The 19,370-nt window shown below is 67.8% G+C and carries 17 protein-coding genes and 1 riboswitch; of the genes, 5 read left to right on the forward strand and 12 right to left on the reverse strand.

Annotation, left to right across the window (positions count from 1 at the left end; genetic code table 11):
* From RHOOR87_RS19965 to RHOOR87_RS0115180, 5 genes are all read right to left on the reverse strand, one after another.
* The coding region (locus tag RHOOR87_RS19965) for a DUF4372 domain-containing protein (RefSeq protein WP_155950953.1) at positions 1 to 157 on the reverse strand (157 nt) is incomplete at its 3' end.
* A gap of 492 nt (positions 158 to 649) precedes the next feature.
* Positions 650 to 1,348 (reverse strand): aspartate/glutamate racemase family protein, encoded by a 699-nt coding sequence (locus RHOOR87_RS0115165; protein ID WP_015446828.1) that lies wholly within the window; start codon positions 1,346 to 1,348, stop codon positions 650 to 652.
* 88 nt (positions 1,349 to 1,436) lie between these two features.
* Positions 1,437 to 1,787, reverse strand: a complete 351-nt coding sequence (locus RHOOR87_RS0115170; protein ID WP_015446829.1) for a helix-turn-helix domain-containing protein — start codon at positions 1,785 to 1,787, stop codon at positions 1,437 to 1,439.
* Entirely contained in the window at positions 1,784 to 2,134 is a 351-nt protein-coding gene (locus tag RHOOR87_RS0115175; protein WP_231381806.1) for a DUF6516 family protein, read from the reverse strand. The genes RHOOR87_RS0115170 and RHOOR87_RS0115175 overlap by 4 nt, the downstream gene beginning before the upstream one ends.
* A 167-nt stretch (positions 2,135 to 2,301) precedes the next feature.
* Positions 2,302 to 3,699, reverse strand: a complete 1,398-nt coding sequence (locus tag RHOOR87_RS0115180) for a M20/M25/M40 family metallo-hydrolase (RefSeq protein WP_015446831.1) — start codon at positions 3,697 to 3,699, stop codon at positions 2,302 to 2,304.
* 311 nt (positions 3,700 to 4,010) lie between these two features.
* Between RHOOR87_RS0115180 and RHOOR87_RS0115185 the strand changes: the two genes are divergently transcribed.
* Positions 4,011 to 4,577, forward strand: a complete 567-nt coding sequence (locus RHOOR87_RS0115185) for a manganese efflux pump MntP family protein (RefSeq protein WP_007510803.1) — start codon at positions 4,011 to 4,013, stop codon at positions 4,575 to 4,577.
* Positions 4,578 to 4,644: 67 nt separating this feature from the next.
* Here RHOOR87_RS0115185 and RHOOR87_RS0115190 read toward each other — a convergent pair whose 3' ends face one another.
* The 6 genes from RHOOR87_RS0115190 to RHOOR87_RS0115215 all read right to left on the reverse strand — a co-directional run bounded on the left by RHOOR87_RS0115190 (position 4,645) and on the right by RHOOR87_RS0115215 (position 13,080).
* Positions 4,645 to 7,560, reverse strand: a complete 2,916-nt coding sequence (locus RHOOR87_RS0115190; protein WP_085999882.1) for a TonB-dependent receptor — start codon at positions 7,558 to 7,560, stop codon at positions 4,645 to 4,647.
* A gap of 215 nt (positions 7,561 to 7,775) precedes the next feature.
* Positions 7,776 to 9,905 carry an elongation factor G gene (fusA, locus tag RHOOR87_RS0115195; protein WP_027485484.1) on the reverse strand — a complete coding sequence of 710 codons (2,130 nt, stop codon included), beginning with the start codon at positions 9,903 to 9,905 and terminating at the stop codon, positions 7,776 to 7,778.
* Positions 9,906 to 10,032: 127 nt separating this feature from the next.
* Positions 10,033 to 10,695 (reverse strand): M24 family metallopeptidase, encoded by a 663-nt coding sequence (locus tag RHOOR87_RS0115200; RefSeq protein WP_007510796.1) that lies wholly within the window; start codon positions 10,693 to 10,695, stop codon positions 10,033 to 10,035.
* A gap of 14 nt (positions 10,696 to 10,709) precedes the next feature.
* Entirely contained in the window at positions 10,710 to 11,072 is a 363-nt protein-coding gene (locus RHOOR87_RS0115205) for a DUF1304 domain-containing protein (RefSeq protein WP_007510794.1), read from the reverse strand.
* Between the two features lie 91 nt (positions 11,073 to 11,163).
* A complete protein-coding gene (locus RHOOR87_RS0115210) occupies positions 11,164 to 11,886 on the reverse strand; it encodes a 2OG-Fe dioxygenase family protein (protein ID WP_015446834.1) in 723 nt (240 codons plus the stop codon).
* Positions 11,887 to 12,060: 174 nt separating this feature from the next.
* Positions 12,061 to 13,080, reverse strand: a complete 1,020-nt coding sequence (locus RHOOR87_RS0115215) for a cysteine synthase A (RefSeq protein WP_007510777.1) — start codon at positions 13,078 to 13,080, stop codon at positions 12,061 to 12,063.
* Positions 13,081 to 13,253: 173 nt separating this feature from the next.
* A riboswitch (SAM riboswitch) is annotated at positions 13,254 to 13,369 on the forward strand.
* Between the two features lie 88 nt (positions 13,370 to 13,457).
* On the opposite strand from RHOOR87_RS0115215, the gene RHOOR87_RS0115220 reads away from it, so the two are divergent.
* From RHOOR87_RS0115220 to RHOOR87_RS0115230, 3 genes are read left to right on the forward strand one after another with little or no spacing between them, the layout of a single operon-like run.
* Positions 13,458 to 14,480: a homoserine O-succinyltransferase gene (locus RHOOR87_RS0115220; protein ID WP_007510775.1), complete on the forward strand. Its 1,023-nt coding sequence runs from the start codon at positions 13,458 to 13,460 to the stop codon at positions 14,478 to 14,480.
* A gap of 38 nt (positions 14,481 to 14,518) precedes the next feature.
* Positions 14,519 to 15,706: a cystathionine gamma-synthase gene (metB, locus tag RHOOR87_RS0115225; RefSeq protein WP_007510773.1), complete on the forward strand. Its 1,188-nt coding sequence runs from the start codon at positions 14,519 to 14,521 to the stop codon at positions 15,704 to 15,706.
* On the forward strand, positions 15,703 to 16,785 hold the full coding sequence (locus RHOOR87_RS0115230; RefSeq protein ID WP_015446836.1) for a homoserine dehydrogenase: 1,083 nt from the start codon (positions 15,703 to 15,705) through the stop codon (positions 16,783 to 16,785). Before metB ends, RHOOR87_RS0115230 begins: the two co-directional genes overlap by 4 nt.
* 108 nt (positions 16,786 to 16,893) lie before the next feature.
* Here RHOOR87_RS0115230 and RHOOR87_RS0115235 read toward each other — a convergent pair whose 3' ends face one another.
* Positions 16,894 to 17,493: a YceI family protein gene (locus RHOOR87_RS0115235; RefSeq protein ID WP_027485485.1), complete on the reverse strand. Its 600-nt coding sequence runs from the start codon at positions 17,491 to 17,493 to the stop codon at positions 16,894 to 16,896.
* A 246-nt stretch (positions 17,494 to 17,739) separates the two neighbouring features.
* Here RHOOR87_RS0115235 and RHOOR87_RS0115240 point away from each other — a divergent pair, with 246 nt between their 5' ends.
* The gene (locus RHOOR87_RS0115240; protein ID WP_027485486.1) at positions 17,740 to 19,326 is read left to right on the forward strand and encodes a hypothetical protein; all 1,587 of its coding nucleotides are present in this window, start codon (positions 17,740 to 17,742) and stop codon (positions 19,324 to 19,326) included.
* Positions 19,327 to 19,370 lie beyond the last annotated feature (44 nt).

A 19,370-nucleotide genomic window follows, 5' to 3' on the forward strand; every position in this document is an offset into this window, starting at 1 on the left:
GTCCGCTGAGCTGAGCGAAGGCCATGCACAAAAACTGGTCGAGGCAGCCAAAGCGTTTCACGTAGCGATCGCCGTCGTACTTCGCGACGAGGCGTCGGAACGTATGCATAGGCAGATGCCGCATGAGCTGCGTGAACACAAACTGGCCTTCGTGCATGGCGACGCCCTCCCCGTGAGGTCGTCCAGGTTGAGGCCTGCATGGTTGAAATCGCTAACACCCCGGAGCTGTCATTTTTTATCGCATGATCAATCGTTTACTGAGATCGCCGAGCAATTTCCCCGGACAGTACTGGCTTGCCCAAAAGAGAAGTACCCAAGAGAAAACGACACCCCGCTTGGCGCTTGCCGCCCATCCATGGGCGGCAAGTCCGTGAGGCGGGCCGGGCTTTTCGACAGAACATTCCTGTGCTGGTGAAAAGGAATCGGCATCCTGCCGATTCCCCCTGCGGGGCCTGTCGTCCCCACCTCACTCCCGCACAGGGGCCTCGGGTAGAGCAGCGCGCCATCCTGGCGCGCAACTTGGTACGCCACCGCTGCGCGGTGGCGGAAGAGCCGATCGCCAGAGCCTCTCCCTTGAACGCCATTCCCAAGTGTACGGATATCTCGATTCGGCCAAGAATGGTCGTTGGTAACTCCAACCTGGCCCCGTTCACTCCCGGGATAGAGCCTCGTCGGCGGCTGTGCGTGCGTGAATGGCGGTAGTGTCGAACAGAGGGACCTCGGAGTCTTGCTGGTTGACCAGAAGCGATATTTCCGTACACCCAAGAATGATGGCTTGTGCGCCCTGGGACGCGAGTATTCCCATGATTCTTCGATATTCGCCGCGAGACTCCGACTTGATGTTTCCCAAACACAGCTCTTCGTAAATGATGCGGTGAATAGTCTCACGGTCCTCCGCATCGGGAACGATGACCCGAAGGCCGTGACGCATACTCAAGCGGTCACGGTAGAAGGCCTGTTCCATGGTGAACCGCGTACCGATTAGGCCAACGGTTGAATGGCCCGCCCGTCTGATTTCGGCGGCCGTTGGATCGGCAATGTGAAGCAGTGGGATGGAGACGGCCGCCTCAATGGTGGAGGCCACCTTGTGCATCGTATTTGTGCACAGTATCAAGAAGGCTGCACCAGCTGCCTCAAGTGAGCGAGCAGCAGCGGCCAAAATGACTCCGGCAGCTTCCCAGTCACCGGCGCGCTGAAGTCGCTCAATCTCGTGGAAGTCAACACTGTAGAGGACGACCTTTGCCGAATGCAGACCGCCCAAGCGCTCTTTGATCGTATCGTTGATCTGACGGTAATAGGTAACGGTCGATTCCCAACTCATACCGCCGATAAGGCCAATCGTCTTCACGAACACTCCTGTACGAGAGCTTGTGATGCCCGACTCTGGAGTCAAGCGGCAAAGAATAAAGGGGCCAAGTTCATTTAAATCGTCGACTTCACGCCGCCTGAATCACAAATTCGCTGGCCGTGGCGATGGGCTGCACGTTACGCAGCGTGCGGCGCATTTCGACCAGACCATAGCGTTCCATCGTCTTGAGCGTCCGTGAAAGATTGCTGGGCGCGCGCCCGGTGAACTCGGCGAGCTGGCTCAGTGATTCGGGCTTCTGCTCCCTGATCACACGCAGCAACGCGCGGTTGTCGTCGGACAGCACTTCGGCCAGCGAGCGCATGGAGGTGAACCAGATCTTCGGCTCGTTGGGGCGTGGCTGATGATCGCCGCGCGCTATGGCCAGTGCGCGGGCGCGGATGGCTTGTTGGGATGCGATGCCGATGACCAGCTTTTTCATGATTTCGTTTCCTCAAGTACGCGATCGACTTCGTTGAAGAAGTCCTCCAGCAATTGCTGCGGGCTGGTGAATTCGTACGGTATGCCCTTGTCGCTGACGTGACGATGTCGATGGTCGTAGGCCAGACGCCGGCCTGCATGGCGCTTGCGCTTCGGTGGCTTGACGACATGCGCATTGTCGAAACCGAGCAACCGCGTGCCGTAGCGATCATGCAATGTCAGCGCGTAGCGTATGCCGTGTGGCACATGCTCGTTCGCCTCGATACGCCATGCCTCGATCTTGATCCAGTAACCGTTTCCCTGATCGTAGATCTCGCCGTTGAGCAACAGCAGCGTTTCCAGTCCCACGTCTTCCTTTGACATGACTATATATCATCCGATGATAACTTGAATGAATTCCGCCGAGGTTCGTGGCGGCTGGTCGCATGCCGCTCCATGAGCACGGAGTCAGGTTCGGCCGTTCCGACATTTGTCCGAGATCGGGAGCCGGCATGACGCCGGCTCTGCCAGTTACGTCACTTCGCCAACTGCACCAACACCCGATGCCAGAACTCCAGCCCGGCTTCGACCTCCGAAGCGGGCAGCTTCTCGTTGAGCCCGTGGGCAAACGTGTCGTCGGGCTTGGTGAAGGCGGCATCGATGCCGTAGCTGGGCACGCCGGCGTTGCGGAAGTACATGCTGTCGGAGGCGCCGGCGGACATGCCGGGTACCACTTCGACGCCGGGGAAGCGGGCGTGCACGGCGGCGGTGACGGCGGCGATCACGTCCTGGCGCAGTGGCGAGGCGGGGCTTTCCACCGGCGGGGGCGGCAGCACGGTGACGGTGGCGGACTGGTCGTTGATCACCTTGACCAGCGTGTCGCGCACGCTGTCGACCGGCGTGCCCGGGAAGATGCGGCAGTTGATGTTGACGCTGGCGCTCTGCGGCAGTGCGTTGAGCGCGTGGCCGCCGTTGAGCATGGTCGCCACGCAGGTGGTGCGGATCTGGCCGACGTAGGCGGGATCGGCGGAGATGGTGGCCGCCGCGGCGGCATCGTCGGGGCGGGCGGCGAAGCGGGTCATCGCCGCGCCCAGCGGGCCGGGCGTGTGGGCGCCGAGCGCACGCAGCGAGGCGAGCGTGATCTCGTTGCTGAGCGGCGGAAACTGGTAGCCGGCGACGCGGTCGATGATGCGCGCCAGCCGGTAGATCGCGTTGTCGTTGTTCGGTTCGCTGGAGTGCCCACCGGCCGAGGTCAGGCCGATCCGGAAGTCCGCATAGGTCTTCTCGGCGGCCTGGATCTGGTACAGCGCGGGCTTGCCGGTATCGGGATTCAGGGTGCCGCCGCCGGCGTCGGCGTTGAGCAGGAATTCGGCGTCGTGATAGCGCTTCGCCAGCTCGCGGGTCGAGGCCATGGTGGTCTCTTCGTCGCCGGACAGCAGCAGGATCAGGTCGTGGCGCGGCTTGAAACCCTCGCGCTTGAGCCGGATCAGCGTTTCGACCAGCACCACCACCGCGGTTTTCATGTCGGCGGTGCCGCGGCCGTAGAGGTAGCCGTTCTCCTCGATCAGGGTGAACGGGTCGCGGGTCCAGTCCGCGCGCTTGGCCGCCACCACGTCCATGTGCCCGGACAGCAGGATCGGCCTGCCTTCGCCGGTGCCGCGGTAGCGCGCGACCAGCGCGGCGGTTTCGCCCACCGGGATGATCTCCACGTCGCCGGCAGGGAAGCCGGCGGCCTTGAGCTTGTCCGCCAGATAGGCGGCCAGCACCGGCACCTGGTGCTCGCCCTGAACGGTGTGGATGCCGATGGCGTGTTTCAGCATGGCCATGGTTTCCGGCCGTGCCTCGGCGGCGCTGCCGGCGTGGGCCATGCCGATGCCGGCGCAGAAGACCAGCGCGGCCGCGGCGGCGGGCCCGAGTGCTCGTGGTGCTTTCATACAAGATCCCCTGTCGACGTCATGAACGAAGCACCGAGTATGCGCGACGTCTCGCACGCCTGCATCTGCCGCGCGGGTACCGCCTGCGCTGCTGTGCTAACCTTGCCGCCGCGCTGGCGGTGCTGCCGCCAGCGCGACACCCCTTGGGGAGTAGCCTGCCTCGCTGCGGCGGGGCGTCTTCGTCAACATGCTCGGCCCGTGCGGCCGTGGCGAAGACACCGATCCTGGTTGGCGAGACCAACGGCTGACGGCGCCACGGCGGTGGGGCGCGCCGTCGTGCCGTTGCGCCTGGCCCGACCGAATGGCAACCCATGAATCCCATTTCCATCCTGCTGCTCGGCTTTGCCATGTCCACCGACGCGTTCGCCGCGGCGATCGGCAAGGGCGCCGCCATGACCAAGCCACGGCTCAGCCAGGCCATGCGCGCCGGAGCGATCTTCGGCGTGATCGAGGCAATCACGCCGGTGCTCGGCTGGCTGCTGGGCAAGGGCGCCGCGCGCTACATCGAGGCCTGGGACCACTGGATCGCGTTCGGCCTGCTGCTGGTGCTGGGCCTGCACATGGTCTGGGCCGGACTGAAGCCGGATTCTGGCGAGCCGGTCGACGAGGCGAAGCAGCACGGCATCGTCGGCCTCGCCATCACCGGCCTGTCCACCAGCATCGACGCGCTGGCGGTGGGCGTGGGGCTGGCCTTCGTCAACACGCCGATCGCGGTGGTGGCGCTGGTGATCGGCCTGTGCACGTTCGGCATGGTCACGCTGGGCATCATGCTCGGCCACGTGCTGAGCGCGATGGTCGGCCGGCGCGCGGAGATCATCGGCGGCGTCATCCTGGTCGGGGTAGGCGCGGTGATCCTGTACGAGCATCTTTCCGCCTGACGGACGCCCATGAAAAACCCGGGGATCGCTCCCCGGGTTCCATGGTCCTGCCGTGTTGCCGGACGGCCTACAGCTTGTAGTTCACTCCGAGCATCACCGTGCGGCCCCAGGTGTCGTACTCCAGCGGGCGTGTTACCTGCACGCCATTGGGCAGGCCGGAGATCTGCACGCTCTTGTCCGCCGTGTTGCTGAGGTTGCTGACCTGAAGCAGCAGCGACAGGCCGTTCAGGCTGCCCTCGGAGAACGCATAGCCGAGCTGCAGGTCGGTCTGCCGGTTGGCCAGGATCTTGGTGTAGCCGAGCTGGTCGAACAGCGCCACCGCCTCGCCGGTGAAGGACGAGCGGTAGCGTTCGGCCACGCGCACCGACCAGCCGTACTTCTCATAGTACAGCGCCAGGTTGGCGACCTTGCGCGACAGGCCGGGCAAGGTCGAGGGACCGCCGGGGATCGACGAGATCGAATTCTTCGGAATGTTGCTGTTGGTCAGCGAGAAGTTGGCCTGCACGCCGAAGCCGTCCAGCGCCTGCGCCAGCAGGCCGCCTTCCAGCGCACCGGACAACTCCAGGCCCTGCATCTTGCCGCCGGTGCCGTTCAGCGGCATGGTGAACGAGCCCTTGTCGCTGGTCGCCGTCAGCGTGGGGTCGTTGTTGATGTAGTTCTTGAAATCGTGGTCCAGTACCGTCTGGTTGTAGATGTAGTTCAGCAGGTTCTTGTTGAACACCGCCGCGGCGAAGTAGCTGGACTTGCCAAAGTAGAACTCGTAGGAGAGGTCGGTGCCCACCGCCACGTACGGCTTCAGCTTCGGGTTGCCGCCGCTGCCGGACCACAGCACCTGGCCGGCGGCCGGGCCGTTCTGCACCTTCGACAGGCCGGCCGAGGTGGCGACCTTCTCGTCGTCGATGCGCCCGCGCGCCATGGTCTTGGCGAAGCCGAAGCGCAGGTACTGGCGGTCGGTAAGGTGCGCCACCAGGTTCAGGCTGGGCAGCACGTTGTTGTACTTCGTGCCGTCGTTGATGCTGCCGACCAGCGTGTCGCCATTGGTCTGCAGCGCGGTGGAGGACTGGTCGGTGCGCACGAACTGCACGCCCACGTTGCCGGTCAGCGGCACGCTGCCCAGCGTGGTCTCGATGTTGAACTTGGCGTAGGCCACCGGGACCTTCTCTTCCACCGTGTAGTTGCGGCTCCAGTCGCCCTGGCCGTTGCGCTCGGTCAGGTAGAACTGGTTCGCCAGCGCGCCCAGCACGTCGTAGCTGAGTATGCCGGGAATGCCGCCGTAGCCGAGCGAGGTCGGCGCCCACAGGAAGGCCGGGTTCACCGGCGCGCTGAAGTGGTTGTCGTAGGTGTCCCTGGTGGAGCCGTTGCCGTTCAACCAGGCGAACTGCACGTCGGCCTGCTTGGTCTTGGTGCGGTCGGAGTAGTTCACGCCCAGGTTCATGCTGCTGAAGATCCAGCCCAGCGGGTGGCTCACTTCCAGCCGCACCGCCTTGATGGTGTCCTTCTGGGTATCGAACTCCTGGCGGCCGTTGTAGCCGTAGCCATCCGGGTCGGTGAACACCACCTTGGACGGGTCGGCCAGGTTCACCGCCGGCGAGAAGTACGGGTAGCCGTTGCCGGCCGGGGTGCGGAAGTCGACGCTGGTGAACGCGCCGCCGGCCAGGCCGGTGAACAGGTAGGCGTCGTGCAGCTTCTTCTTCGCGCTGGAGTACGACAGGTCGGCGGTGGCGGTCCAGCCGTTGTCGAAGTCGTACTGGTTGTTCCAGCCGGCGGAGAACAGCTTGTCGTGTTCCTTGGTGTACTGGTTCTGCAGGATCGGCGCGATGCCGCTGATGGTGCCGGAGGTGACGATCGGGTAGGGCTGCGCCGGCGTGACGCCGACGTTAGAGTAGCTGACGTTGTCCCACGGGTTGCTCGACCACTGCGCGCCGTTGGTGAACTTCTTCTCGCCGAAGATGGAGTGGTACAGGTCCAGGGTGGAGTGGTAGTGGTCGCCCGGCGCCCACTCCAGCACGGCCATCAGGCCGCTGCGTTTCTGGTTCAGCGACTGCGCGCGCAGCTGCATGCCTTCCTGCGAGATCACGCCGTCGGGCATGCCGGGCGTGTGCGGCGCGCCCCAGTTGTCCTCGGCGCTGCCTGGGCCGTTGTTCATGCTCCACCACCAGGCCTGGTACTGCTTTTCCTGGATCGGCGAGTCGAGGTGGGCGAAGCCCACCGCCAGGCCCAGGGTGTGGTCGAAGAACTGGTTGATGTAGGAGATGCTGGCGCGGTGGCCCATGTCGCCGACGCCGCTGCCCGGGTTGAGCTTGCCGTTGGTGGTGTGCTCGCCGCGCAGGTTGACCGCGAAGGCGGGACCGGGCAGGTCCAGCGGCTTGATCGTGTGCAGGTCGACGGTGCCGGACAGGCCCTGGCCGATCAGGCTGGCATCGGGCGTCTTGTAGATCGCCACGCCGCTGATCAGCTCGGACGGGTACTGGTCGTACTCGACGCCGCGGTTTTCGCCGATGGTCGCCTGCTCGCGCCCGTTCAGCGTGGTGCCGGCAAAACCGGGGTCCAGGCCGCGGATCGAGATCATGTTGGCGCGGCCGTTCAGGCGCTGCGTGGCCAGGCCCGGCACGCGCGACAGGCTTTCGGCGATGCTGGCGTCCGGCAGCTTGCCGATGTCCTCGGCGGAGATCGCCTCGATGATGTTGTCCGAGTTCCGCTTGGCCTTCAGCGAGTTCTCGATGCTGGCGCGGATGCCGGTAACGATGACCGCGTCGAGGTTGCTGACCGTGTTCTCGGATTTCTTGTTCTTCTTGTCGGCGACCTTGGCGTTGGGACTGGCCGGTGCGGCCTGGCTGTCGGTCGGCTGCGGCGCCGGCTGCGGCGGCACCTGCTGGGCCGAGGCCGGAGCGCTCAGTGCCAGGCCGAGCAGCACGGCGGCGCAGGAGGCGGCCAACGGCCGCTGACGGAAACGGACGAACGGCGCACGCGGCGCCTGCGACATGCGGCAAGAATTCATGGAGTCCCTCGATCGAGATGGCGAGTGCCCCACCCGGCACTCGGGTGCCCGCGGAGGCGGATCTACGGGCAGGCTTATGCTACCGCTCGATCGTGCCCGGGTGTGCGTGCCTGTTTTTCCTGCATACATGTTCGAGGGAGTAGGCGGCGGGCGCTGCGATGCAGCATTCCGCGGTGCGGAACGTGCCAAGGCGTGAAGCGCTATTTCGCCTCCTTCTCCATCAGTTTCTCCACCATGCCGGCCGGTACCTCCTGGTAGTGGTCGAACTCCATGCTGAAGGTGCCGCGGCCGCGGGTGGCCGAACGCAGGAAGTTGATGTAGCCGAACATCTCGGCCAGCGGCACGAAACCCTGCACGAAGGCGGAGCTGCCCTTGTGGCCCTGGTCGCTGACGCTGCCGCGGCGGCGGTTGATGTCGCCGATGACGTCGCCGAGGTAGTCCGCCTCCATCACCACTTCCAGGTGCATGATCGGTTCCAGCAGCTTCGGCTTGCTGAGCTTCTGCGCCTCGCGGAAGCACTGCCTCGCGGCGATCTCGAACGCCAGCGCGGAGGAGTCGACGTCGTGGTACTTGCCGTCGATCAGGCGCGCCTTGAAGTCGACCACCTCGTAGCCGGCGACCTGGCCCTCCTGCGCTTCGGCCTTGACCGAGTGCTCGACCGCCGGGATGTACTCGCGCGGTACGCGGCCGCCGACCACCTCGTCGGAGAACACCACGCCCGAGCCCGGCTCGCCCGGCTCGAAGATCATCGTCACTTCGGCGAACTGGCCGGAGCCGCCGGTCTGCTTCTTGTGCGTGTAGGTGTGTTCGACGGTCTTGCCGAACGCCTCGCGGAAGCTGACCCGGGGCTTGCCCATGTTCGCTTCCACGCCCAGCTCGGTGCGCATGCGATCGATGGTCACCTCCAGGTGCAGTTCGCCCATGCCCTTGAGCACGGTCTCGCCGGTTTCCTGGTCCACTTCGAGCTTCAGCGACGGGTCGGCCTTGACCATCTTGTAGAGCGCGCTGGACAGCTTGTCGACGTCGTTGCGGTTCTTCGGTTCCACCGACACGCTGATCACCGGCTCGGGGAAGCGCATGCGCTCCAGCAGCGCCGGGTGCGCCGGGTCGGCCAGCGAGTCGCCGGTCTCGGTGTCCTTCATCGAGACGAAGGCGCAGATGTCGCCGGCGCGCACCTCGTCGATCTCCCGGGTGTCGTCGGCCTGCACCTCGACGATGCGGCCCACGCGCTCCTTCCTGCCGCGGGTGACGTTGAGCAGGGTGTCGCCCTTCCTGATCACGCCGGAATAGATGCGGCAGAAGGTGAGCGTGCCGAACTGGTCGTTGATCACCTTGAACGCCAGCGCGCGCGCCGGCGCGTCGTCGGTGACGGCCTGCTCGCCGACGACGTGGCCGTCCTCGTCGACCATCGCGATGCCGCCGTTCTCGCCCGGGTAGGGCAGGTAGTCGACCACCGCGTCCAGCAGCTGCTGCACGCCCTTGTTCTTGTACGACGAGCCGCACAGCACCGGCACCAGCGCGCCGGTGACGGTGCCCTGGCGGATGCAGCGCTTGAGCACCGCCGGGTCGAACTCGCCGGTGTTCAGCAGCCGCTCGAAGGCGTCGTCGTCCAGCGCCAGCGCGGTTTCCAGCAGGTCCTGGCGCAGCTTCGGCAGGTCGGCGATCCATGCGGTGTCGGCGCTGGCGCCGAACGTCAGCCGGGCCTTGAGCTGCTCCAGCGGCACGCTTTCCCACACGCTGTCCTTGTCGTCGGAGGCCCACAGATAGCCCACGCCGGCGACCAGGTCGGCCATGCCGACGAATTCGTCGCTGCTGCCCAGGGGGATTTGGCACAGCAGCGCGTTGGCGCCCAGGCGCTCGCGGATGCCCTTCACGCAATGCGCGAAATTCGCGCCGATGCGGTCCATCTTGTTGACGTAGCAGATGCGCGGCACCTTGTACTGGTCGGCCAGGCGCCAGTTGGTCTCGGTCTGCGGCTCCACTCCGGCGACGCCGTCGAACACCACCACCGCGCCGTCGAGCACGCGCAGCGAGCGGTTCACCTCGATGGTGAAGTCGACGTGTCCGGGCGTGTCGATCACGTTGATCTGGTGGCCCTTCCACTCGGCGGTCACCGCCGCCGACTGGATCGTGATGCCGCGCTTGCGCTCCTGCTCCATGTAGTCGGTGGTGGTGGAACCCTTGCCGTCCTTGGTGTCGTGCACGTCGACGATCTGGTGCTTGCGCCCGGTGTAGTAGAGGATGCGCTCGGTGGTCGTGGTCTTGCCCGCGTCGATGTGGGCGATGATGCCGATGTTGCGGTACAGGCTCAGGGGTTTCTTGCGGGCCACGGGCTGGACTCCGGAGAGGGGCTGCGCGAAGGCAGCGAGGGGATCGTTCACATGTTGCCCGGCGCGGGCTTTTTCAATGAGGAAACGGAGGGTTCCGGCCGCCGGTTTCCGGTAGGGAGCGGGCGCGTTACGCCGTCAGCAGATCCTCGTGGAACGCGCCGAACGGTTCCGTCGGGTGTGCGATCTGGATTTCCAGTATCCACAAACCGCCCGATGGCGATGCTTCCAGGTCGCCGAGATCGCCGCCCTGGTGGATCGCGTGCGGGAAGTCACCGACGCGGTGGCCCTTGATCGCGTGGTTGAGCCGCCAGCCCATCGCCTCGGCGCGTTCGCCGGCAAACGCATACAGCGCGTGGCCGCTCAGCTCTTGCGAGCGCCATGCCGTGGCCACTTCGCCGAACAGCGCACGCGCCGCCTCCGCGCAGGCCTGCCGCCCGGGAGCGTGGCCGACTATGAAGGTGTCGCCCACGTCGCCCTCGTGGCCGTCGAAGACCAGGCCGAGGTCGATGAAGTAGCTGTCGTTCTCGCCCAGCCGCACACCGGGGTCGGACGCCTGCCGGTAGGTTTTCACGGTGTTGGCGCCGATGCGGATGATCACCGGATGCCACAGCCGCTCGCAGCCCAGCGCGCCGAGCACCTCGCGCGCGGCAGCTTTCGCCTCGATCTCGCTGATGCCCGGATGCATGCGCGCGCGGATGCCGTGCAGCGCGGCCCAGCTCTTCTCGCGGGCGCGCTGCATCAGGGCGGGGTCGAAGCGTGCGCCGACGATTTCGCGCGGAAGGGAAGTCATCGGCCGGCGAGCCGTCAGGCGAGGTGGATCAGCACCAGGGCGATCGCCGCGGGCAGGGCCTGGAACAGCAGGATCTTCCGTGCCGCGGTCAGTCCGCCGTAGATGCCGGCGAGCAGCACGCAGCCGAGGAAGAACAGCTTGACGCTGAAGCCGGCGCCGCCGTTGCCGAGCAGCAGTCCCCACACCAGGCCGGCGGCGAGGAAGCCGTTGTACAGGCCCTGGTTCGCGGCCAGCGCCTTCGACTGTTCGGCGAACTCCGCCGTGGTGCCGAACGCGCGGCGGCCGGAGGGCCGCGTCCACAGGAACATCTCCAGGATCAGGAACCAGACGTGCAGCAGCGCGATCAGGCCGATCACGAGGTTGGCGGCGACGGACATGCGGTCTCCAGTGTGGTCGAGGCACGCGCCAGCGTAGCGCAGCTCGGAGCCGGTTCCCTATCTCCACGGGTTACGCGGAGACAGGGAGGGCTCAAGCAGCCTTGAACGTCACCACCAGCACGTCGCGGTGGGCCGGCCGGGTGGGGTCGAGCGGCGTGACCGGGGTGACCCCGTGGAATACGCGGCGGTCGTCCACCAGCGCCGCGTCGAAGGCGTGGGCGAGGGTGAAGCTGCCCAGCTCGCGGCCGTCCGACGCGTGGATGGTGGTGGTGCCGCGCTCGATGTTCTCGCGCTCGATCAGCAGCACCAGCACGTAGTCGACGCCGTCGCGGTGCACGCCTTCGGGGGTGGGCTCGCCGGCCTCGCCGGCACGCGCCTCGATGCGGAACTGGTGCACCTCGACGTGCCAGCGGAGCACGGCCGGCGCCAGCGCGCCGAAGCAGTCGCGGCAGAAGCCGAGGATGCGGCGCAGGCTGGCGCCGTCGGCGAACGCCGGCAGCACCGGTTCGAACCAGCGCTGGATGTCGCCCTGCAGCGGGTTGTACTTGAGGCTCTGGTAGTGCGGCTGATGCGCTTCGCGCCGGATGCCGCCGTCGGCATCGGCGGAGAACGTGGCATGCCGGCGCCGCCGGTGGCGGCCGCTGGCGGCGAGATAGGTGTCCGGCGCCAGCTCGTTCCAGCTGGCGGCGAACGCAGGCCAGTCGGTCAGGGCCTGCGCTTGCAGCAGGTCGCGCATGATGTCGGCGGTGACGAAGGCAAAGCCGTCGCGCTGCAGCCGGGTGTGCAGCGCGGACGTGTCGGGGTGGGGAGTCATCTGATCACGTTAGCAGGACGCGCATGAAGCGGCGATGGCTGCGTGCTTGCAGGATTCGCTTGTGTGGGAGGCGTTCGGGTGCAACAACAGCACGCGTAGGTTGGGGTGAGCGCAGCGAACCCCAACGACCCACCCGTGAAGGTACGCGTTGGGGTTCGCTGCGCTCACCCCAACCTACGGCGCTGGAAACGCCCGCGCCAGCCAGTCCGGCACGGGGATGCCTTTCCCGCGCAGGAAGGTCGGGTTGAACAGCTTCGCCTGGTAGCGCGTGCCGGCGTCGGCGAGCACGGTGACGATGGTGTGGCCGGGGCCGAGTTCGCGCGCCAGGCGGATCGCGCCGGCCAGGTTGACGCCGCTGGAGCCGCCGGTGCACCAGCCTTCCTCGGCCAGCAGGCGGTGCAGCAGCGGCACCGATTCGTCGTCCGGGATCGACCAGGCCAGGTCGATCGGCGCGCTGTCGAAGTTCGCGGTGACCCGGCTGGAGCCGATGCCCTCGCTGATCGAGTTGCCGCTGGCGATGAGCTCGCCGGTGTTGACGTAGCTGGCCAGTGCCGAGCCGGCCGGGTCGGCCAGCGCGATGCGCACGCGTGGGTTACGCGCCTTCAGCGCGCGGCCCACGCCGGCCAGGGTGCCGCCGGTGCCGGCGGCGCAGACGAAGCCGTCGACGCGGCCGCCAGCGCCCTGCCAGATCTCCACCCCGGTGGTGGCCTCGTGCCAGTCGCGGTTGGCGGTGTTGTCGAACTGGTTGGCGAACCACGCGCTGCCCGGGTCGGCCGCATTCGCCGCCTCGGCATGGGCGCGGGCCTGGTGCGCGTAGTGGTTCGGGTCCTTGTACGGCACCGCGGGCACCAGCCGCACCTCGGCGCCGGCGATGCGCAGCGCGTCGATCTTCTCGCGGCTTTGCGTCTCCGGCATGAAGATCACCGTGCGATAGCCGCGGCTGGCGCCGAGCAGGGCCAGCCCGATCCCGGTATTGCCGGCGGTGCCCTCGACGATGCTGCCGCCGGGGCGGATCCGGCCGCGCCGCTCGGCATCCAGCAGCAGGCCCAGCGCGGTGCGGTCCTTGATCGAGCCGCCGGGGTTGAGGAACTCGGCCTTGCCCAGGATCTCGCAGCCGGTCAGGGCGGAAGCGTGGCGCAGGCGCAGCAGCGGGGTGTGGCCGATGGCGGCGGAGAGGTCGGGCTGGATGCTCATGGATGAAGGTTTGGCGGAGGAGTGCCGATTCTGCTCCCTTCCTGCCGCATCCCAAAGGGATTTCCTTGGGTCTCAGGGTCGCCGCGGCGGATGACACGATCGAATAAACATATATACGCCTAGACGTTTAGACGTCTATTGACACGGCCACGTGAAGCCATCACTATCCGTCCCACTCATCGAGACCGGCTGAGGGACAGGCCCTTTGAAGCCGGGGCAACCTGCGGAGCGTTTCCGCCACGGTGCCAACTCCTGCGGAGGTGCTTCGGCATCCACCGGAAGATGGGCGTCATCCGGCTCGCGGCGGTCTGCCGCCGAATCCGCGGTTGGCGACCTCTCCGGTACTTCGCAGGGCGATGCCGACCGGAGAGAGTTCCATGACGTTCCTGCCCGAAACCCGCCGTACCGAAGCCAGCCAGGCCGCCTTTCCCGTTCTTCCCGAGCCGCGCGTGCGGCTGACCGCCCAGCGCAGCACGCGCCGGCTGCGGCTCAGCCCGAAGTACGGCAGCGGTCCGCGCGAGGTCGAGGTGAGCTACCTGTGGTGCGGCGCGGCGGGTGCGCCCACCGTGATCGTGCAGGGCGGCATCTCGGCCGACCGCGACGTCACCGCGCTGGACGGCGATGCCGCGCCGGGCTGGTGGCAGGCGCTGGTCGGCAGCGGCGCGGCGGTCGACCTGGAGCGCTGGCGCGTGCTGGCGATCGACTGGCTGACCCCCGACCAGCTCGGCGCCGGCTCGGTCTCCAGCGAGGACCAGGCCGACGCGCTGGCCGCGCTGCTGCGCGAGCTGGGCATCGCGCAGGCACACGCTTTCATCGGTTCGTCCTATGGCGCGATGGTGGCGCTGGCGTTCGCGGCGCGGCATCCGCGCAGCGTCGAGCGCCTGCTGCTGCTGGCCGGCGCGCACCGGCCGCACCCGCTCAGCACCGCGCAGCGCAGCGTGCAGCGCGGCATCGTGCGGCTGGGCCAGGCCAGCGGCCAGGCCGACGAGGCGTTGGCATTGGCGCGCCAGCTGGCGATCACCACCTATCGCGGCAGCGCCGAGTTCGGCCGGCGTTTCGCCGGCGGCCCGGAGTGGCGCGAGGAGCGTTTCCATTTCCCGGTCGAGGACTATCTGGCACACCAGGGCCGCCGCTTCGTCGAACGCTTCGACGCGGACCGCTTCCTCGCCCTGTCCGAGTCGATCGACCTGCACGACATCAAGCCCGAGCAGATTCCCACCCCGGCCACGCTGATCGGTTTCCCCTCCGACCGGCTGGTGCCGCTGGCCGACCTGTGCGAGCTGCAGCGCCGCCTGCATGGGCCAGCCACGCTGGAAGTGGTCGAGTCGCCGTACGGCCACGACGCCTTCCTGAAAGAACCCGAACAGCTCGCGCCGCTGCTGCGCGAAGCGCTGGCCTGATTCCCCGTCCCCGCACAACAAGCACCGGAGATCTCCCGATGACCGAGCCCGCCCCCTGTACCCGCGCCGTGCGCGCCGGGATCGAGAGCGACACCCAGCACGGCGCCGTGGTGCCCGCGCTGCACCTGTCGACCAACTACAGCTTCGCCGGCTTCGGCCGCAAGCGCGCGTACGACTACTCGCGCAGCGGCAACCCGACCCGCGACCTGCTCGGCGACGCACTGGCGGAACTGGAGCAGGGCGCCGGCGCGGTGGTGACCTCCAGCGGCATGTCGGCGGTAGCGCTGGCGCTGGAACTGGTGCCGGCCGGGGCCACCGTGCTGGCCGCGCACGACTGCTACGGCGGCACCTGGCGGCTGCTCGATGCGTGGGCGAAGAAGGGCCGCTTCCAGGTCGAGTTCGCCGACCTCACCGACAGCGTGGCGCTGGCTGCCGGCCTGGCGCGCAAGCCGGCGCTGGTGTGGGTGGAGACGCCGTCGAACCCGCTGCTGCGGATCACCGACATCCGCCATGTGGCGCAGGCCGCGCACGCGGTGGGCGCCTTGATGGTGGTCGACAACACCTTCCTGTCGCCGGCGCTGCAGCAGCCGTTGCTGCTCGGCGCCGACGTGGTGGTGCACTCCACCACCAAGTACATCAACGGCCACAGCGACGTGGTCGGCGGCGCGGCGGTGGCGCGCGACGCGGCGGTAGCCGAGCAGCTGAAGTGGTGGGCCAACTGCAACGGCCTCACCGGCGCGCCGTTCGACAGCTACCTCACCCTGCGCGGCCTGCGCACGCTTGGCGTGCGCTTGCGCCAGCACCAGGAGAACGCTGCGCGCATCGCCGAACAGCTGGACGCGCACGCGGCCGTGCGCAAGGTGTATTACCCCGGCCTGGCCGCCCACCCCGGGCATGCGCTGGCGGCGCGCCAGCAACAGGGTTTCGGCGCCATGCTGAGCTTCGAACTGGACGGCGACGTGGCGCAGATCGAGGCGTTCGTCGACGGCCTCGAATACTTCTCGCTGGCCGAATCGCTGGGCGGGGTGGAAAGCCTGATCGCACACCCGGCCAGCATGACCCACGCGTCGATGGCGCCGGAGGCGCGCCGCACCGCCGGCATCGCCGACAGCCTGCTGCGCCTGTCGGTGGGCATCGAGGATGGCGACGACCTGCTGCGCGACCTCGACGCGGCGCTGGTCCGAGCAGTAGCTGTACAGACGTCCAAACGCCGGGTGCTCGCATGAGTGCGGTACTGGCCGAACGCGCGGCGAGCGCCAGGAGCGAAGCGTCCTCCGCCATCGCGATCGTGCTGCTCGGCACCGGGGTGGTCGGCGGCGCGCTGCTGAAGCTGCTCAACACCTCCGCCGCGGGTTCGCTGCGACTGGTCGGCGCGGCGAACTCGCGCCGCCAGCAGACCGATCCGCTCAGCCTGGCCCAGCGCAACCTGCGCGAACAGCTGAACCAGCACGGTGCGCCGCGCGACAACGCCAGCCTGCTCGCGGCGCTGGACGGCAGCGCCGCGGCGGCGAAGGTGATCATCGACGCCACCGCCAGCACGGTGCTGGCGGCGCGTCATGCGGAGTGGCTGGCGCGCGGCTACCACGTGGTCACCGCGAACAAGGCGCTGGCCGGCGGCGAGTTGTCCGGCTGGCGTGCGCTGCAGGCGGCGCTGGCGAATGGCGGCTGCTACGGCGACTCGGCCACGGTCGGCGCCGGCCTGCCGGTGCTGTCCACCTTGCGCCGGCTGCGCCGCTGCGGCGACGGCCTGCTCACGCTCGAAGGCGTATTCTCCGGTTCGCTGTCGTGGCTGTTCAACCAGTACGACGGTAGCCGGCCGTTCTCCGAACTGCTGCGCGAGGCACGCCAGCTCGGTTACACCGAGCCCGATCCGCGCTCGGACCTGTCCGGCGAGGACGTGGCGCGCAAGCTGCTGATCATCGCGCGCAACGCCGGTTTCGCGCTGGGCACCGACGAGGTGCAGGTGGATGGCCTGGTGCCCGAGGCGCTGCGCGGGCTGGGCACCGAAGCGTTCCTGGCGCGGCTGGAGGAGCTCGACGCGCCGCTGGCCGCGCGCCATGCCGCCGCCAGCTCGCGCGGCTGCGTGCTGCGTTTCCTGGCGCGCCTCAACCAGCGCGGGCATGCCCGCGTCGGGCTGGCCGAAGTGCCGCTCACCCATCCCGCTGCGCGGCTGTACGGCACCGACAACCAGTTCGCGCTCACCACCACCCGTTACCACGCCCAGCCGCTGGTGATCCAGGGGCCGGGCGCGGGACCGGAGGTGACCGCGCAGGCGCTGCTGGGGGACGTGCTGGCGCTGGCCTGAGCGCTGCTCGATTCCCGTAGGTTGGGGTGAGCGCAGCGAACCCCAACACATCGCGGCGACGTTAAGCGTTGGGGTTCGCTGCGCTCACCCCAACCTACGCGTGTCCGCTCAAGCGGAGGGTTCGGCGATCGCCTCGACCTGGATGCGCAGCGTCACCGCCATGCTGAAGCCGTAGGGCTTGCCGGCGTCCATGCCGAACGCGTCGCGCTGGAACGTGGCCAGCGCATCGGCGCCGCACACTTCGCGTTTCAGCATCGGGTGCGGCACGCACTTGAAGCTGTCGATCTTCAGCGTCAGCGGACGGGTCACGCCGTGCAGGGTGAGCGTGCCGATCACACGGGTCGGCTTGCCGCCGACGAAATTGGCGAGCCGGCCCTTGTAGACGGCCTGCGGGTACCTCGCGGTGTCGAACAGCTCCGCACCCTGTGCCTTTTCATTGAGCTGGTCCTGGCCGAAGTCAGCGCTCTTCATGTCCACCACGACCTCGACCGTACCGCTGCCGGCCGTCTTGTCCAGCGTTGCCGTGCCGCGGCTGTGGTTGAACTTGCCGCGCCATACCGACAGCCCGCCGAAATGGTCGGCCTCGAAGCTGGGGTAGGTGTGGTCCGGGTCCAGCTGGTACTTCACCTCGGCGGCGTTGGCGGCGGCCAGCGACAACAGGGCGAGCAGGCCGAAGGCGTGGATGGCGGTGCGGAGCGTGGACGGCATGGGCGGTTTCCTTGGGTGGCGTGAGGGAGGTTGTGCGGGAGCGACGAACCAGGCGCCGCGATTTCGACAAGGCTACCTCGGGCGGTGGCAATGGTTCCGCGTTGCGCCGCCGGGCGGTTGCCGCCAATACTGCGGCGCATCCGGATTCCCGGACGCAGAGGAACACGACACGATGAATTTTCGTTCACCGGCAGCGCCGGCATGCCTGCCCGGCGGCCGCGCGGTCCACCCCCGCGAGCCTCGCGCATGAACATCCCGGCCAATCGCTGGTTCGCCCCCGGCGACATCAACGGCTTCCTCGGCCTGGTGGTGGACAACCTGTCCATCATGGGCTTCCTCGCCGCGGCGCTGATCGGCCTGTTCGGCTTTCCCGCGGACATCGTGTTCCTGCGCATGTTCCCCGGCACTGCGCTGGGCGTGCTGCTGGGCAACCTGGCCTATACCGCGATGGCGCGCCGGCTGGCCCGGCGCCGTGGCAGCGACGACGTCACCGCGATGCCGCTGGGGCTGGATGCGCCAACCAGCATCGGCATGGCGCTGCTGGTGCTCGGTCCGGCCTTCCTCGGCTTCAAACAGGGCGGCATGGACGCACACGCCGCGGGGATCGCCACCTGGCAGCTGGGCATGGCCTCGCTGGTGGTGATGGGCGTGCTGAAGTTCGTGCTGTCGTTCTTCGGCGCAATGGTGCAGCGGCACGTGCCGCGTGCCGGCCTGCTCGGCTCGATCGCCGGCATCGCGCTGGTGCTGATGGGCTTCCTGCCGCTGGTGGAAATCCTGAAGCTGCCGGTGGTCGGCTTTGCCGGTCTCGGCGTGGTGCTGTACGCACTGGTGGCGCACGGGCGGATGCCGTTCGGACTGCCGGGCGTGCTGGTGGCGTTCGTGCTCGGCGCGCTGCTGTACTACGGGCTCGGCCCGCTGGGCTGGCTGGGCGCGGGCTACCACGCGCCGGCGGCGTGGCAATGGCGTTTCGCGTTGCCGTGGCCGACCCTGCAGTGGGTGCAGGGGCTTGCGTACATCGTGCCGTACCTGCCGCTGATCCTGCCGTTCGGCCTGCTGATGGTGGTCGGCGGCATCAACGTCACCGAGAGCGCACGCGCCGCCGGCGACGACTACTCCACCCGCGACATCCTGCTGGTCGAGGCGCTGGCCACGCTGGCGGCCGGCTTCTGCGGCGGCGTGGCGCAGACCACGCCGTACATCGGCCAGCCCTCGTACAAGGCGATGGGTGCGCGCAGCGGCTACACCCTGCTCACCGGCATCGTGATCGGGTTGGGCGGCGTGTTCGGCTATCTGTCGAACCTGGTCGAGTTGGTGCCGCTGCCGGTGCTGGCGCCGATCCTGGTGTTCGTGGCGATCGGTATCACCGTGCAGGCGTTCGAGGCGACGCCGATGCGCTACGCGGCGGCGGTGGTGTTCAGCTTTTTTCCGGCGATCGCGCGGATGCTCACGATCAAGCTGAGCGACCCGGCCTACGTCTCGCCCGAACACTTCGCGCAGCTGTTCAACGACGGCACGCACGGCATCTCCGAGCTGGCGGTGATCACCGTGCTGGGCAACGGCTTCATCATCACCGCGATGGTCTGGGCCAGCTTCGTGGTGGCGCTGATCGACCGGCGCCCGTTGCGCGCCGCGCTGATCCTGCTGCTCGGCGGGGCGCTGAGCCTGTTCGGGGTGATCCACTCGGTGGAACTGTCCGGTGGCATCTACCTGCCGTGGCTGCTCGATGCGGCCTCGCGCAGCATCGTGTGGCAGTTCGCCGGAGCCTACGCGGTGCTGGCGATCGTGCTGGTGTTGCTGTCACTGGGCGGCCGCGGGCGGGCGGCCGTTCGCTGAAAACAAAAACGCGCGGCTGGTCGCCGCGCGTTCGGGTCGAACGG

Origin of the sequence: Rhodanobacter sp. OR87 (genome assembly GCF_000473345.1) — a bacterium.
Taxonomy (GTDB): Bacteria; Pseudomonadota; Gammaproteobacteria; order Xanthomonadales; family Rhodanobacteraceae; genus Rhodanobacter; species Rhodanobacter denitrificans.

What these genes read in the sequence shown, in the direction of transcription:
- RHOOR87_RS0115200 (WP_007510796.1), bottom strand. Translation starts at nt 10,695, where the DNA reads ATGACTTCCCTTCCGCGCGAAATCGTCGGCGCACGCTTCGACCCCGCC.
- RHOOR87_RS0115235 (WP_027485485.1), bottom strand. Translation starts at nt 17,493, where the DNA reads ATGCCGTCCACGCTCCGCACCGCCATCCACGCCTTCGGCCTGCTCGCC.
- metB (WP_007510773.1), top strand. Translation starts at nt 14,519, where the DNA reads ATGACCGAGCCCGCCCCCTGTACCCGCGCCGTGCGCGCCGGGATCGAG.
- RHOOR87_RS0115230 (WP_015446836.1), top strand. Translation starts at nt 15,703, where the DNA reads ATGAGTGCGGTACTGGCCGAACGCGCGGCGAGCGCCAGGAGCGAAGCG.
- RHOOR87_RS0115190 (WP_085999882.1), bottom strand. Translation starts at nt 7,560, where the DNA reads ATGTCGCAGGCGCCGCGTGCGCCGTTCGTCCGTTTCCGTCAGCGGCCG.
- RHOOR87_RS0115180 (WP_015446831.1), bottom strand. Translation starts at nt 3,699, where the DNA reads ATGAAAGCACCACGAGCACTCGGGCCCGCCGCCGCGGCCGCGCTGGTC.
- RHOOR87_RS0115220 (WP_007510775.1), top strand. Translation starts at nt 13,458, where the DNA reads ATGACGTTCCTGCCCGAAACCCGCCGTACCGAAGCCAGCCAGGCCGCC.
- RHOOR87_RS0115205 (WP_007510794.1), bottom strand. Translation starts at nt 11,072, where the DNA reads ATGTCCGTCGCCGCCAACCTCGTGATCGGCCTGATCGCGCTGCTGCAC.
- RHOOR87_RS0115170 (WP_015446829.1), bottom strand. Translation starts at nt 1,787, where the DNA reads ATGAAAAAGCTGGTCATCGGCATCGCATCCCAACAAGCCATCCGCGCC.
- RHOOR87_RS0115240 (WP_027485486.1), top strand. Translation starts at nt 17,740, where the DNA reads ATGAACATCCCGGCCAATCGCTGGTTCGCCCCCGGCGACATCAACGGC.
- RHOOR87_RS0115210 (WP_015446834.1), bottom strand. Translation starts at nt 11,886, where the DNA reads ATGACTCCCCACCCCGACACGTCCGCGCTGCACACCCGGCTGCAGCGC.
- RHOOR87_RS0115215 (WP_007510777.1), bottom strand. Translation starts at nt 13,080, where the DNA reads ATGAGCATCCAGCCCGACCTCTCCGCCGCCATCGGCCACACCCCGCTG.
- RHOOR87_RS0115185 (WP_007510803.1), top strand. Translation starts at nt 4,011, where the DNA reads ATGAATCCCATTTCCATCCTGCTGCTCGGCTTTGCCATGTCCACCGAC.